15 protein-coding genes and 1 other RNA gene are annotated in these 14,626 nt (G+C 42.4%); 9 read left to right on the forward strand and 7 right to left on the reverse strand.

All coding sequences use genetic code 11. The features are described 5' to 3' along the window. Position 1: 1 nt before the first annotated feature. From MHO82_RS23805 to smpB, 3 genes are all read right to left on the reverse strand, one after another. Positions 2 to 1,306, reverse strand: coding sequence for a site-specific integrase (locus tag MHO82_RS23805; RefSeq protein WP_239188723.1), 1,305 nt, complete (start codon positions 1,304 to 1,306; stop codon positions 2 to 4). A 96-nt stretch (positions 1,307 to 1,402) separates the two neighbouring features. Next, positions 1,403 to 1,769, reverse strand: a transfer-messenger RNA (tmRNA) gene (gene ssrA / locus MHO82_RS23810). 69 nt (positions 1,770 to 1,838) lie between these two features. Beyond that, a complete protein-coding gene (gene smpB / locus MHO82_RS23815) occupies positions 1,839 to 2,324 on the reverse strand; it encodes an SsrA-binding protein SmpB (protein ID WP_239188725.1) in 486 nt (161 codons plus the stop codon). A gap of 171 nt (positions 2,325 to 2,495) precedes the next feature. On the opposite strand from smpB, the gene MHO82_RS23820 reads away from it, so the two are divergent. Beyond that, the gene (locus MHO82_RS23820) at positions 2,496 to 2,930 is read left to right on the forward strand and encodes a type II toxin-antitoxin system RatA family toxin (RefSeq protein WP_239188727.1); all 435 of its coding nucleotides are present in this window, start codon (positions 2,496 to 2,498) and stop codon (positions 2,928 to 2,930) included. Further along, positions 2,920 to 3,228, forward strand: a complete 309-nt coding sequence (locus tag MHO82_RS23825; protein ID WP_239188729.1) for an RnfH family protein — start codon at positions 2,920 to 2,922, stop codon at positions 3,226 to 3,228. Before MHO82_RS23820 ends, MHO82_RS23825 begins: the two co-directional genes overlap by 11 nt. Positions 3,229 to 3,296: 68 nt before the next feature. Here MHO82_RS23825 and bamE read toward each other — a convergent pair whose 3' ends face one another. The 3 genes from bamE to nadK form a co-directional block, all read right to left on the reverse strand. After that, on the reverse strand, positions 3,297 to 3,656 hold the full coding sequence (bamE, locus tag MHO82_RS23830; RefSeq protein ID WP_239188731.1) for an outer membrane protein assembly factor BamE: 360 nt from the start codon (positions 3,654 to 3,656) through the stop codon (positions 3,297 to 3,299). Positions 3,657 to 3,838: 182 nt separating this feature from the next. Beyond that, positions 3,839 to 5,506, reverse strand: a complete 1,668-nt coding sequence (recN, locus tag MHO82_RS23835; protein WP_239188734.1) for a DNA repair protein RecN — start codon at positions 5,504 to 5,506, stop codon at positions 3,839 to 3,841. A 106-nt stretch (positions 5,507 to 5,612) separates the two neighbouring features. Then, on the reverse strand, positions 5,613 to 6,497 hold the full coding sequence (nadK, locus tag MHO82_RS23840; RefSeq protein WP_239188737.1) for an NAD(+) kinase: 885 nt from the start codon (positions 6,495 to 6,497) through the stop codon (positions 5,613 to 5,615). Positions 6,498 to 6,678: 181 nt separating this feature from the next. On the opposite strand from nadK, the gene grpE reads away from it, so the two are divergent. The 3 genes from grpE (at position 6,679) to dnaJ (ending at position 10,728) form a co-directional block, all read left to right on the forward strand. Further along, entirely contained in the window at positions 6,679 to 7,272 is a 594-nt protein-coding gene (grpE, locus tag MHO82_RS23845; protein WP_239188740.1) for a nucleotide exchange factor GrpE, read from the forward strand. A gap of 238 nt (positions 7,273 to 7,510) precedes the next feature. After that, the gene (gene dnaK, locus MHO82_RS23850) at positions 7,511 to 9,424 is read left to right on the forward strand and encodes a molecular chaperone DnaK (protein WP_239188743.1); all 1,914 of its coding nucleotides are present in this window, start codon (positions 7,511 to 7,513) and stop codon (positions 9,422 to 9,424) included. A gap of 164 nt (positions 9,425 to 9,588) precedes the next feature. Beyond that, positions 9,589 to 10,728: a molecular chaperone DnaJ gene (gene dnaJ, locus MHO82_RS23855; protein ID WP_239188746.1), complete on the forward strand. Its 1,140-nt coding sequence runs from the start codon at positions 9,589 to 9,591 to the stop codon at positions 10,726 to 10,728. Positions 10,729 to 10,805: 77 nt separating this feature from the next. On the opposite strand, the gene MHO82_RS23860 is transcribed toward dnaJ, so the two are convergent. Then, entirely contained in the window at positions 10,806 to 11,189 is a 384-nt protein-coding gene (locus MHO82_RS23860) for a type IV pilin protein (RefSeq protein ID WP_343299987.1), read from the reverse strand. 132 nt (positions 11,190 to 11,321) lie between these two features. Here MHO82_RS23860 and MHO82_RS23870 point away from each other — a divergent pair, with 132 nt between their 5' ends. The 4 genes from MHO82_RS23870 to MHO82_RS23885 are packed head-to-tail and all read left to right on the forward strand — an operon-like array spanning position 11,322 to position 14,184. Then, positions 11,322 to 11,873: a GspH/FimT family pseudopilin gene (locus MHO82_RS23870; RefSeq protein ID WP_239188750.1), complete on the forward strand. Its 552-nt coding sequence runs from the start codon at positions 11,322 to 11,324 to the stop codon at positions 11,871 to 11,873. Beyond that, the gene (locus MHO82_RS23875) at positions 11,842 to 12,465 is read left to right on the forward strand and encodes a prepilin-type N-terminal cleavage/methylation domain-containing protein (RefSeq protein WP_239188752.1); all 624 of its coding nucleotides are present in this window, start codon (positions 11,842 to 11,844) and stop codon (positions 12,463 to 12,465) included. Before MHO82_RS23870 ends, MHO82_RS23875 begins: the two co-directional genes overlap by 32 nt. Beyond that, a complete protein-coding gene (locus MHO82_RS23880) occupies positions 12,465 to 13,787 on the forward strand; it encodes a hypothetical protein (RefSeq protein ID WP_239188754.1) in 1,323 nt (440 codons plus the stop codon). The genes MHO82_RS23875 and MHO82_RS23880 overlap by 1 nt, the downstream gene beginning before the upstream one ends. Then, positions 13,777 to 14,184: a prepilin-type N-terminal cleavage/methylation domain-containing protein gene (locus MHO82_RS23885; RefSeq protein ID WP_275440777.1), complete on the forward strand. Its 408-nt coding sequence runs from the start codon at positions 13,777 to 13,779 to the stop codon at positions 14,182 to 14,184. The genes MHO82_RS23880 and MHO82_RS23885 overlap by 11 nt, the downstream gene beginning before the upstream one ends. Positions 14,185 to 14,626 lie beyond the last annotated feature (442 nt).

Genomic DNA, 14,626 nt, shown 5'->3' on the forward strand with positions numbered 1-14,626 from the left:
TCTAGCTCCGCATCAGAGCACTTTTAGAGTATGGAACCACGTTTGGAATAGCTCTTGCATCGAGTGAATTTACTGCTTTTTCAAGCGTGCTTAGGTTAATGCTTTTCCCGTATCGGTCATAAGTAATGTTGTTTTGCATATGACCAAGTAACTCACCTGCTATTACCGCCGAGATATCTGAATTTTTGAGCTGTGTAGCTACTGTATGACGGAATGAATGGAAATCGTGACCACGCCCAAAATCCAATTTACTCTTTAAGCGCCCAAACCATTTTGATGCAGCGGTGCCGAAACCGTCACGCTCTTGTTTAAGTTCTGGGAAGATACGCTCATGTCGAACGCTTTCGATATACTCAATAAAACCAAGCTCTAACAACTTATTGTGAATTGGAATAAATCTGCGGCTACTGTTATTTTTTAGCCGTTGTCCTTCAAACTTGTCATCAACCCTTATGACCCAGACTCCTTCTTTTTTGAAGATGTCTTGTTTGTAGAGTTGGCACAGTTCATTGAGTCGTGCGCCAGTGAACAAGCCTAGTAACGGCAACCAGTAGTAGTGAGGATGTTTGTGTTTGCTCTCGGCGTGAATTTCTGTAGAAAAGAGCTTTTGAAGATCTGTTTGGCTGTAAGCGTTTTTAGCATCGCTGTCTTTTCGGGTCTTTTTAAATCTCATACCTTTAAATGGGTTAATGTCCGTAAGTTCCATTTGTAAGCACCACTCAAAGAATGATGAACATTTTTGGATGTAATCTTTAATGCTTTCAGTGCTGAGTGTAGGGAGGTTATGTTTTTTATTCGCTTCAATTACTTGTAATCCACTTAACCCAGCCAATTGCTTTTGTTTTTTAGCATTAACAGGGTACAGCGCTAATAGCTTACGAGCGTCTTCTGCTTGCAGTCGACGAATGTCCCTAATGTCTTCTACTTCCAGAAGCGATAGTACGATAGAGCACTTAGCATAAGCCATGGAGAGGCTCTTCTCGCTCACTAAATCTTTCTTTGAATCTCGGTACTTTTTTAAGCAAGTAAGTGGATTTGTAGAAGGGGAGAGCTTAGTTTTTTTTGATTTTGCAGGCTTAGCAGGTGCTACAGGTGAGTTAGTAGATGCTGAGAACGGTTGGTTTGTATTGATTGCGATACGTATTTGAAGCTCTAATTTTAAAGATTCAATAATAGCTTGTTGTCGGTCGCAGCTTCCAAACGACTTTTTAACCTCAGAAAGGTCAGAAAACAGGTGGCGAGACTTCGGAGGAATCTGATATCTGAAGTGCCAGTTTCCATTTGGTGTGATTTTTAGATAACGCATGTTTAGTACCAAGTTTTAGTACAAACAGCCAAGTTTTTGCGATTCTAGATACAAAAAGGGAGGTAAATCATTGATTTACCTCCCTTTCCAAACGTTTGGTGGAGCTGGCGGGAGTTGAACCCGCGTCCGAAAACCATTCGCCCTTGGCGCTACATGCTTAGTCGATCTTTACATTCACCACCTAGCTGCGAACCGACACGCTACTAAATGACTAACCTGAATTAAATTTCGCGGTTCATCTCTCAGGTGGGAGAATCCGCGCTAGCGCGTTTGGGTTTGATCTCTTGTTATTCCCCGTCTTACGTGCGGAAGCTAGGGCAAGAGAGCTCTCAGCAGGTTATTAAGCTGCTAGTGCGTAGTTTTCGTCGTTTGCGACTATTTTTTTGCGGCTTTTTACGTGGCCAACCGCCCCACGGCATGCTCCTTAGGTTGCAGTATTCCCGTCGAATCCTGAATCAGCCCCTAAGTAGGAAAAACGATACTACCAGAAAAAATATGTCTGTCTAGTCAGTATCATTCTAAGTGGTTAACTTTAACGCAAATTGCTCTTCATAATCCGAGCTTTATCGCGATTCCAATCTTTCTCTTTTAAATCAGTTCGTTTATCGTGCAATTTCTTACCCTTACCGAATCCGATTTTTAATTTAGCCCATGAGCGAACCCAGTACATGGAGATCGCGACAAGTGTCATACCTTCACGGTTTACACGGCCAATTAAGTTATCAAGCTCCCTACGATTTAATAATAGCTTACGAACACGAGTCGGATCCGCTACAACGTGGGTAGAAGCTGCCTGTAATGGGGTGATGGTGACACCGCTTAAGTACGCTTCATCATCTTTAATAAAAACATAGCTTTCTGCAATGTTCACTTTTCCTGCACGAAGAGATTTAACTTCCCAGCCTTGGAGTTCTAGTCCGGCTTCGATTTCATCTTCAATGAAATATTCGTGACGGGCTTTTTTATTTAGCGCAATCGTATTGCTGCCCGCTTTTGTTTTTGATTTTTTCTTAGCCATAATCTCGTCATTATACGGATTGCGTTGATAATGGGGAATAAATTTATAGCTATCACTTCACAATGAAAAGCATTTCTTGCTCTGGGAGGGATAAATGCGGTGAAAGGGATAATTTTGGCTCTGTAACACAAAATGGTATGATGCAGGCAGATAGGGGTTTAAGGAGAATCTATGCCACAGGTTAGCCGCTCTGCATTAGTACCGTTTAGTGCTCGGCAAATGTTTGAATTAGTAAATGATGTGCCATCGTATCCTCAGTTCCTTCCGGGGTGTACGGGCGCAAGAGTATTAGATTCAACGTTAAATTCGATGACGGCTTCAGTCGATGTTTCTAAAGCTGGCATTAGCAAAACGTTTACCACAGCGAATGAGTTGGTGGATTCACAACGCATTGATATGAGGTTGGTGGATGGCCCTTTTAAAAAGCTTGTTGGTGGCTGGCATTTCATCGAGCTTGATTCTGACGCGTGTAAAGTCGAACTGCAGCTAGATTTTGAATTTACCAATGCCTTAGTTGAAATGGCGTTTGGCAAAGTATTTAAAGAGTTAACGGGAAACATGGTGAGTGCATTCACTCAACGTGCGAAGGAAGTGTATGACTGTTAGTTCTGAAATGATCCATGTTGAAGTGGTGTATGCTCTACCAACTGAGCAGCGAGTCTTAAAGCTTGCGGTGCGTTCAGATCAAACGGTTGAAGAAATCATTGAGCAATCTGGCGTGTTAGAGTTATACCCAGAAATTGATCTGAAAGTAAATAAAGTTGGGGTGTTCAGCCGTAATGTGAAGCTGAATGCTACGATCAGAGACAAAGATAGAATTGAAATTTATCGCCCATTATTGGCTGATCCAAAAGAGATCCGCAGGCAAAGAGCGGAAAAGGCAAAGTTAGACGCTAAAAAATAAGTTGATATTAGGGTGTGATAAAACGAAAAGCTCGGAAGGTAATCTCCGAGCTTTTGTGTTTCTGGCTGCTAGTTTATTTGTTCGAAAAACTTATCGCTGCTATCGAAGTCGCCGTTAATGCTAACGAGTGTGTTATTGTCGTTAAATTTGACGATCAGGTTTTTTTGGATAGAAGCATCGTGGCCTGGAGTATGGTGATAGATGTAATACCAAGTATTCGGGAAGCCAGATTCCACAAGCATTGGGGAGCCAAGAACGTAAACTACTTGATTTTTGGTCATGCCAAATTTCAGTTCATCAACGGCATTTTGCTCAATGTAGTTGCCCTGGTTAATATCAATTCGGTATACCAAGCGCTCGACAACCGAGCATCCGCTGAGTAGCCCTAAAGCAAGAGGTAGGGCGATGATCAATTTTTTAAAAGACATAAATAACAGTACTGCTTCGGTTTAGATGCGTAAATTACGCTTGATGATAAACAAGCTGGCTTCAGAAGTAAAAAAGTTGCTTGTTTTTGTCTGTCCTTCAGACCGCAAATTTTAACATTGGTTGCAAAGCAGCACTGATTTTCTGAGATTTTTCTATCTTTTTTCTTTATGGTTGATGATTCTTATGCGGCGAACAGTAATTCTCGGGCATTGGCTAACGTAGACTCAGTGATTTCGCTGCCCCCTAGTAAGCGAGCTAGTTCTTCAACGCGTTGCTCTTCACTGAGTGAGTGCATTTGTGTTTCTGTTTTTCCATCTTTAGTTTGCTTAGCGACAAACAGTTGTTGGTGACCACAACCTGCGACTTGCGGTAAGTGAGTTACACACATCACCTGAGTTGAGTTACCTAGTGTACGTAGCATTTTGCCCACCACCGCGGCTGTTGGGCCACTGATACCTACATCCACTTCATCAAAGATTAAGCTTGGTGTATCGACTTTCTGAGCGGTAATAACTTGAATCGCTAAGGAAATACGAGACAGCTCACCACCCGATGCCACTTTGGCAATTGGTTGTAATGGTTGACCAGGGTTGGTTGAGACCACAAACGTGATTTGATCAATTCCGAGTGGCGATAATTGGCTCTGTGGATCGCTGTTAATATCAATATTAAAGACCGCTTTTTCCATGCTCAGTTCATGCATGCTGTCGGTAATTTTTTGGTTCAGCTCTTTGGCGTAGCGCTGTCGGCTTTTACTTAACCTTTCCGCGATGGATAAAAATTCGTTTTTATGAAGTTCTACCCCTTCGGCCATGGCATCTAGCTTTTCATCTGAACAATCTAGCTCTTCAATTTGGGTAAGGAGTGACTGGTGGTGTTGGTATAACTCTTCAGGTAGAACTTGATGCTTACGTGCCATCGACATCACTTTTGAAAAGCGCTCTTCAATATACGCCATTTGAGCTGGGTCAACATCAATGCAATCTAAGTAGGATCTCAGTTCGTTATTGGTCTCTTCAACTTGAATGATGGCTTCTTCAAGCAGGGCAGGAAGAGAGCTTAATTGGCTGTCTAGTTGAGCCAAATTATGCAGGTTAGAGCAAGTATGTTGCAGTAATTGAAGGGCATTAACATCGTCACCGTCATACAGCATGGAGATGGCTTCTTGGCAGCTGGATGCTAACTCACCACTGTTGGATAAACGTTTATGCTCTTCTTCTAGTTCGGCAAATTCATCTTCACCTAGCGCTAACTCATCCAGCTCTTTGATCTGGTATTGCAGTAGCTGTTTCTGTGCTTCGTTTTCTTCGCTGTTTTGGCGAAGTCGCTTTAGCTCATTGTCTGCTTGTCGCCATACTTGATAGGCACTGCGAGTTTGTTGCATTAGCGGTTTATGGCCAGCGTATTGATCCAACATTGAGAGTTGATGATCGGCTTTCATCAGTTGATGATGAGCATGCTGACCGTGAATATTGATCAACAAAGAACCTAACGTTTTAAGCTGAGAAACAGGGATAGGACTGCCATTAACGTAGCCACGAGAGCGACCTTCAATGGTAATTACGCGGCGTAGAATACATTCATCGCCATCTAGGAGTTCATTGTCTTCCAGCCAGCGCTTGGCGTGTAAATTATTTTCAAGTGAGAAAACCGCCGTAATTTCGGCTTTTTCTTCCCCTTGTCTTACCATAGAAGCTTCGGCTCTATCACCTAAGCATAACCCTAATGCGTCAATGGCAATGGACTTACCAGCACCAGTTTCACCAGTGATGGTTGTCATGCCTTTTTTAAGGTCAAGTTCAAGTGATTTTACGATTGCGAAGTTGTGTACGGTAATGTGAGCCAGCATGATCCTATCCTGCTTATCTGTTTAAATAAACAATACTGTATAAAGGACCAGTATATACTGTTTCTTTATACAGTAAAGATAAGAGGCGGAAAAATTTAGTAAATGATTAGAATAGTTTACTCGACCAGCCCAGTTTATTCCTTAGTACATGGTAGTAGCTGTAATCTTTTGGATGAACCAGTTGCAGGTAAGAAGGGCTTTGAAAAATCTGCACTTCGTCACCAGGGCTGACAGGTAAAGATATTTGGCCATCACAGCTTACTTCTAAGGTTCCACGGTTATCAGGTGAGATCAACAGCTTGATTCGGCAGTTGCCATCAACCACCAGTGGCCGGCTCGATAAGGTGTGCGGGAACATTGGTACTAGGGAGATCGCATTGAGGTTTGGGGACAAAATCGGACCGCCGCCAGATAATGAATAAGCGGTGGAGCCCGTTGGCGTTGAAACGATCAATCCGTCAGAGCGCTGAGAAAAAGCAAACTTATCATCAATATAGACTTCAAACTCAATCATATGAGCGACTTGCCCAGGGTGAAGTACAGCCTCATTGAGTGCGGCATTATGGCTTTTAATTTGGCCATGGCGATGCACTTCGGTTTCAAGCAAAAAGCGGTTTTCTTGAACGTATTCACCATCTAATACGGCTTGCAGTGGGACTTCAAAGTTATCCGGGTCTAGATCGGTCAAAAAGCCTAAGTTGCCTCTGTTAACCCCGATCACTGAAATGTCAAAACGAGATAAAACCCGTGCAGCACCAAGCATGTTGCCATCACCGCCCACCACAATGGCAAGATCTGAATGCTGGCCAATATCTAATAGACTAGAAAAACAGCTTTGCGGTAAATCTGGCAGTAGATCACTTAGCCTATCATCAACTAATACTTGGTAACCTTTTCCAGTAAGCCACTGATAAAGCGTATGGTGGGTGTTTGTTGCGCTGAGATCTCTTGGTTTACCTATAATCGCGATTACTTCAAAAATTTTTTTCATATCCTTAATCCGTCTAAGGAAAAATAAAGGCAGTATTGCTCGATAAAAGTTCAGTTGGCTGTTTAATGTTCAGATTCGGCTTGAATCACCGATTTTTGGCCCCATAATATGGGCAAAGCCCAACCACTATACGAGAAATGATTCACATAGTGGTAATTGAATTCAGTTTTCTGGAGATATCATGAGCAACGAAGAAAATAAAGTACACGAAGAAGAACTAAAGCAAGAAGAAGTCGTAGAGGCTGAAGCGGTAGGTTCGGACGCGGATATCGAATGGAACGAGGGAGCTGAAGATGAGCTTCCGGCAAAGATCGCTGAGCTTGAAGCGGCATTGCTAAAAAGCGAAGCAACAGTAAAAGATCAGAAAGATTCTGTGTTACGTGCTAAAGCAGACGTTGAAAACATGCGTCGCCGTACGGAGCAAGAAATCGAAAAAGCGCGTAAATTTGCCCTTGAGCGTTTTGCAGGTGAGTTACTGCCAGTAATTGATAACCTAGAGCGTGCCATCGAAAGTGGCGACAAAGAAAATGAAGCGGTTAAGCCAATGCTTGAAGGCGTTGAATTAACTCTGAAAACAATGACGGATACTGTCGCTAAATTTGGTTTAAAAGAAATTAACCCAGAAGGCGAAACTTTTAACCCAGAATTCCATCAAGCTATGTCAATGCAAGAAAGCGCTGATCATGAACCGAATACGGTAATGCTTGTTATGCAGAAAGGTTATGAGCTAAACGGCCGTGTTGTTCGCCCGGCAATGGTAATGGTTTCTAAGTAATTGATATTTAGAATACTAGTTTGCTGATTGAAAGCATATTTCAGTTTAGCAATTGAAGAAAAACCTACATTTGTGGGTTTTTTTTCATTTTAGGCCTTGAAATGACATTTTGAGACCTTATTTAACATTCATACGAGATGTAAAATCTTTTTTTGTAACTAGGGTTGAATCCCTGATGCCTGTCCCCACTTATGGGATATAGCAACAAAATAGAATTAATTTTTTTGGAGATAGCCTGATGGGTAAAATCATTGGTATTGATTTAGGTACTACAAACTCTTGTGTTTCTGTACTTGACGGTGATGCGCCACGTGTAATTGAAAATGCTGAAGGTGAGCGTACAACCGCTTCTGTTATCGCTTATACAGACGGTGAAACGTTAGTGGGCCAACCTGCAAAACGTCAGGCGGTAACAAACCCAGAAAATACGCTATTTGCAATCAAGCGTCTAATTGGTCGTCGTTTTGAAGACGAAGAAGTTCAGCGTGACATCGAAATCATGCCTTATAAAATTGTTAAGGCTGACAACGGTGATGCTTGGGTAGAAGCGAAAGGCCAAAAAATGGCTGCTCCTCAGGTTTCTGCTGAAGTTCTTAAGAAAATGAAGAAAACAGCTGAAGACTTCCTAGGTGAAGAAGTAACTGGCGCAGTAGTTACTGTTCCTGCTTACTTCAACGATGCTCAGCGTCAAGCAACTAAAGATGCTGGTCGTATCGCGGGTCTAGATGTTAAGCGTATCATCAACGAACCAACGGCTGCTGCTCTAGCTTACGGCTTAGACAAGCAAGAAGGCGATCGCACTATCGCAGTATACGACCTTGGTGGTGGTACATTCGATATTTCTATCATCGAAATCGACAACGTTGACGGCGAGCAAACTTTCGAAGTTCTAGCAACAAACGGTGACACTCACTTAGGTGGTGAAGACTTCGATAACCGCATGATCAACTACTTAGTAGAAGAGTTCAAAAAAGAGCAAGGTATCGATCTTAAGAACGATCCTCTAGCGATGCAGCGTGTTAAAGAAGCAGCTGAAAAAGCGAAAATCGAACTTTCTTCTGCACAGCAAACAGACGTAAACCTACCTTACGTTACTGCTGACGCAACTGGTCCTAAGCACATGAACGTTAAAGTGACTCGTGCGAAGCTAGAAGCGCTAGTTGAAGACCTAGTACAACGTTCTCTTGAACCACTAAAAGTAGCTCTTGCTGATGCAGACCTATCTGTAAGCGACGTAACTGACGTAATCCTAGTTGGTGGTCAGACTCGTATGCCTATGGTTCAAGCTAAAGTGACTGAGTTCTTCGGTAAAGAACCACGTAAAGACGTAAACCCTGATGAAGCAGTAGCAATGGGTGCTGCAGTTCAAGGTGGTGTTCTTGCTGGTGACGTTAAAGACGTACTACTTCTTGACGTAACTCCACTGTCTCTAGGTATCGAGACAATGGGTGGCGTAATGACTAAGCTGGTTGAGAAAAACACAACTATCCCAACGAAAGCTAACCAAGTATTCTCTACAGCAGAAGACAACCAAAGTGCGGTAACTATCCACGTACTTCAAGGTGAGCGTAAGCAAGCGACTTACAACAAGTCTCTAGGTCAATTCAACCTAGAAGGCATCCAAGCTGCTCCTCGTGGTACGCCACAAATCGAAGTAACTTTCGACCTTGATGCAGATGGTATCTTACACGTATCTGCTAAAGATAAGAGCACTGGTAAAGAGCAGAAGATCACTATCCAAGCATCTGGTGGTCTAAGCGATGCAGACATCGAAAAAATGGTTCAAGAAGCAGAAGCGAACAAAGACGCTGATGCGAAATTTGAAGAGCTAGTTACTGCACGTAACCAAGCTGACCAAATGATCCACGGTACTCGTAAGCAAATGGAAGAAGCAGGTGAAGCATTGCCAGCTGAAGACAAAACTGCTATCGAAGCTGCAATCACTGAGCTAGAAGAAGTGAAGAACGGCGACGACAAAGAAGCTATCGACGCTAAAGTTCAAGCTCTTATGACTGCTGCTCAAAAACTAATGGAAATCGCTCAGCAACAAGCTCAAGCTCAACAAGCAGGTGCTGGTGCAGGCGAACAACCTAAGCAAGACGACGATGTTGTTGATGCTGAGTTTGAAGAAGTTAAAGACGAAAAAAAATAAGATAGTTAATTCATAATCTTATTTTTGAGCGGGCGTTGGGGGAAACTCTTGCGCCCGTCCTTGTATCAACAAGTAAACAATACCAACCCAGATAATTGCTTGAACGCATTATCCATTTTTCGATCCATTATCTGGATTGATATAAGTATTCGGTGACGATAATTATGTCTAAACGTGATTTTTATGAAGTACTTGGTGTGAGCCGTGATGCTTCTGAGCGTGATATCAAAAAGGCTTATAAGCGCCTAGCAATGAAATTCCACCCAGACCGTAATCAGGGTGATGAAGCAGCAGCTGAAAAATTTAAAGAAGTTAAAGAAGCGTACGAAGTTTTAACCGATGGCCAGAAAAAAGCCGCTTATGATCAATATGGTCATGCTGCTTTTGAGCAAGGTGGCATGGGTGGCGGCGGCTTTGGTGGCGGCGGTGATTTTGGTGACATCTTTGGCGATGTGTTTGGCGATATCTTTGGTGGCGGTCGTCGTGGCGGTGGTCAGCAACGTGCGCAGCGTGGTGCCGACTTACGTTACAACATGGAGCTTAGCTTAGAAGAAGCGGTTCGCGGTTGTGAAAAAGAAATCGAAGTACCAACACTAGTGGGCTGTGATACGTGTGACGGCTCTGGTGCGAAAAAAGGAACGTCTGCACAAACGTGTGGTACTTGTCATGGTCAAGGCCAGGTACAAATGCGTCAAGGCTTCTTTGCTGTTCAACAAGCGTGTCCGACTTGTCATGGTAAAGGTAAGATCATTAAAGACCCATGTAATGTGTGTCATGGTCAAGGTCGTAAGCAAAAAACGAAAACGCTTAACGTTAAGATCCCTGCTGGTGTGGATACTGGCGATCGCATTCGTCTATCTGGTGAAGGTGAAGCGGGAGAGTTTGGCTCACCTGCTGGTGATCTATACGTTCAAGTGCATGTGCGTGAGCATGCGATCTTCGAACGTGAAGGCAATAACTTGTACTGTGAAGTACCAGTGAGTTTCACTATGGCTGCTCTAGGTGGTGAAGTAGAAGTACCTACTTTAGATGGCCGTGTTAGCTTAAAAGTACCTTCAGAAACACAAACGGGTCGTATGTTCCGTATGCGTAGCAAAGGCGTGAAGTCTGTTCGTGGTGGCGGTGTTGGTGATCTAATTTGTAAGTTAGTGGTTGAAACACCAGTGAGCTTGAGCTCTCGCCAAAAAGAACTGTTAAAAGAGCTAGAAGAAAGCTTTGGTGGCGATGCTGCGAAAAAGCATAAGCCGAAATCAGATGGTTTTTTCAAAGGTGTGAAAAACTTCTTTGATGATCTAACGAGCTAATCTCCGTTAAATTACAGAAAACAAAAGCCGGCAGATGTCGGCTTTTTTCGTTTTAGTGCTACGTAATGTGGAATTATTTACCAGCAAGCTACTGGGTTGGTTTGCCCTGTATTGTTGATGGATAAATCATCGCATGAGTCACTCATTTGAGGAGCCTGTTTTGCTGCCGTTAGGGTATAGCCATCATCAGTAGCTAAAATAGAGTAGCTATATCTTTCATTTGTTAAATTACACGATGGACATAAATTACTCACTGTATTTTCTTCATCGTTGTAAGGCCTTCCCTGAGTTCTATGCTCTTCTAACGCCAGCTGAATCATGATGAGATCCCCTTGAGCTTGATAGCGATAACTCTTCAATACGTGCTGTTGGTAAGAGGGGTAAGCAATTGCTGTGAGTACGCCAATAATCGCGACCGTTATCGTTAACTCGATCAGAGTCATACCTTTATGTTTTATCACTGTTTCAGCCTCTTAATATTTAGAGCTAACTCGATAATATTCTTTGTAAAATCAAGGGCATTTTGATCTAGTGGTAGGATATGAATCAAGTTGATTTATTACGCTTGAGTGGTTTACAAAAGGTTTTGGGAAATGGTTCGCGAAACAGTGGAAAAACAAGAAGATGGATGCCGTAACCATAATATTTATGGCTTTACGTTATTAGAGTTGTTGATTGGCGTGGTTGTGATAGCAACGCTTATTTCTGCTGCCGCTCCGTCTTTTGATGCTTTAATTAAGAGTAATAAGGCCAAACGTTTGGCGTCAGAAATCGAGCTTCTGCTAGCGAAGGCTAAATCCGAAGCTGTGCTGCGCAGAGAGGTTATTCTCGTTACGGCGATAGGTATGGCTGATTCTGAAACTACCGCTGATAAAAAAGATTGGAAACTTATTGCGACCTCTTCTAATGGTACGGTTATAGGCAGCGTAAATGGACAAGATTTCCCTTTGATTCGTGTATACCGCCAATTTTCATCTACCACTGTTCATTTTAATCCTTTTACTGGGCGGCCGGATAAAAATGGTCATTATGGGTTTTATTTCGGTGATGCCAGCAAGTTAGTTAAGGTAATGGTGAACCAAATGACAGGGCGTTTGTATAAGTGCAGTGCAGATGGGTCGTACGACTATGCATTATGCTCATAAACCAAAAGGCTTTAGCTTAGTTGAATTGCTTATTGCATCCAGTATTGGGTTAATTGCGCTCAGTATGGTAGTGAGTGTTTTTTTACAAGGGAATAAGTTTGCAGCTCAACGATCTCTTGAATTAATGCTGAGTCAAGATATGAACGATGCGCTTCGTATGATGAAAGAAGATATCTTGCGAGCGGGGTTTGCTTCTGGAGCCGCCAGTAGTTTTATTATTAGTGGAGCTGATAAGGTCGTTTATGCCAAAGCGAAGGTTGGTTCTGATTTAGATTGTCTCGCTTTTGCGTACGATGATGGTACACAGAAAAACTATCGGTCGTATTACTTTGAAGATAATAAGCTTAAGCATTACGCCACAACAAACCCTGAGGTTTCGTTAGAGTTGGGAGTAAATCGAGCTTGTAGCTATGGTCAGTCAATGTTACATGACAAGCAAATTAGGGTTGTGGATTTCCATGTTGTAGAAAGTCAGTTGAGTTCGACTTCGGCAACAAGCCATATGCTGACCCTGGTGCTGGAAGCTGCTTTATCTGGTAGCAGTGCTTCTGTTACTCAATCTGTGACGGTGAAAACAAGGAACTGGAACTAATGTCTAAGCGCCAAAAGGGAATGGTGAGTTTGTTAGTTACTAGTATGTTGCTTATTGCTGTTTTATTGATTTCAATGACGAGCTATAAAAACTCGTTTTATCAAATTAAAAGAGCGCAGAATGAAGTTTTAGCGAGGCAGGCTCACTGGCTGGCAGAAGGTGGGGTTGAATGTGCGTTTAGTGAGTTGCAATTAACAGGTGTCTCTCCGATAGAGCCTTTATTTACTAATGACTGCCAAGACATGGACTCTCAGCTTACTATCAATTTTTATGAACAAGGCACTTCAGGCAAGCAATTTAAGGTTAGCAGTTACGTTGATACTGCTCATGCGGTCACTTCGGTCAGCAAAAGTGTGAATTACTCTGGGGGGATGACAAGCACCATTAAGATGAATGCTTCCATACTTGAGCTGACTGGTTCTCATCATTTTGTTCCCAATCATAATGGCGGTCAGTGTCAAAGCATTATGATGAGTGGCATTGTGACTTATGTGAGTTCGTCAGGGAGTGATGAGCATTTTCTTACCGCAGACAGTACAACAGCCACTCACGCTTCTACCAGTCCATCCTTTACGTGTCATCCGACTTATCGCTCTAACCTTTTTGATTTGAGTAACCCTCCTACGTACCTAGCAGCTATGACTGCACCAGTTAAGGGAGAAGATATAAAAGAGGCCCAATCGATTAATGTTTTTGCTGATTTATATGGAAAAAGCTACTTAGTGCCAAGTGAAGTTGACTCAGTGCGAACTTCGTTTGCAATGGATACGAATGGCGATGTTATCGGTCCTAAAGTAGTTAATGGTAAAGGTGGGGACGAGATAACCGCACATGGCTGGGTGAAAGGTTGTAGTGAGCTAATTGAAAATGCTGTAACCGCTGGGAAAACCAGAATTTGGGTAGATGGCTCATGTGCCATTGGTGGTTCAGTTTTTGGCACAGGAATTACAAGTGACAGTAGCTCTGCCATTGAACTGATTATCTTTAATGGTTTTTTGGAAATGAATGCCGTTGGGTATTTTAATGGGCTGGTTTATGTGTACTCTTCTGAAACGTTAGATGCTCAAATGGTATGGGAAGATCGAGTGGATAATATTGCGGTGCCGACGAGAGCGTTTAATAAAAGTGATATTACGGCTTCTTATCTTAATGTGAATTTTTTTGTGTATGACTCTCTTTACCTTGATGGTGGCATTGGAATAGACGCTCCTGGGCGAACAGTGAAAATAAATGGCTCAATTGTGCCTTCTTACAACAGTGATAAAGCGAATAAAAATTTAAGTAAGGTCGATTGGGTAGAGGGCTCCTGGAATGATTTGTGATCAGAAAGGATTCAGCTTGATTGAGGTATTGATTGCTTTTGCACTGCTGACTATTGGTGTGCTGGGGTTGGTTAAGCTGCAAGTTACGATGGACTCTAAATCAGAAAACGCCAGGCAGAGTATTAATGCACTTTACTTAGCAGAAGAAAAGTTAGAAGAGTTTCGTAGCCGAGCACCAAGTAGTGCAGTAGGTACTATTCTCTATGATTCCATCATCAATACCGACGAACGAGTGTCAATGGCGGGTACGACAGTGAGTCGAGTAATAAAGGTAATAGATAACTACCCTGTATCAGGAGCTAAAAAAGTTACTGTAGAGGTTAGTTGGAATAACCGTTGGGGGAAGAGCCAAACAATTGGGCTTACAACAGTTATTTCAAGCTACAGTGAATTTTAGTTGTTTGTTTTTATAGCGATAAGCTCTAAAAGTGATCGTTGTGGTCGATATTTGAACGGTTGGTTTTTTTTGTTTAAAAAACTATTGCCAAGAAAATTTATCCCCCTATAATGCGACCCCACTGACACGGAAGACGGCAACTAAGCAGTCACTGGTCAGTAAGCTCTTTAACAATTTGACCATGCAATCTGTGTGGGCACTCGTGAATAGATAGTCAAAACTATTTGTCTTCGCTCTTTTTGTTTTCACTTTTAAAAGTGAAAGTAAATTAGAAAGTGAAAGCAAAATGGCATCAATGAACTGAGTGACCAATACAAATATGTTTTCTCTTTATAGAGAAAGATTATTTGGCACAGTCAATTCGTTTCAACTTTGTTGAAACATCAGTATTCGTTGAGCCTCCTCTTATTTATTAAGAGAATCAAAACTTTAAATTGAAGAG

Source organism: Vibrio sp. Of7-15, assembly GCF_022347565.1.
Lineage (GTDB): Bacteria > Pseudomonadota > Gammaproteobacteria > Enterobacterales > Vibrionaceae > NORP241.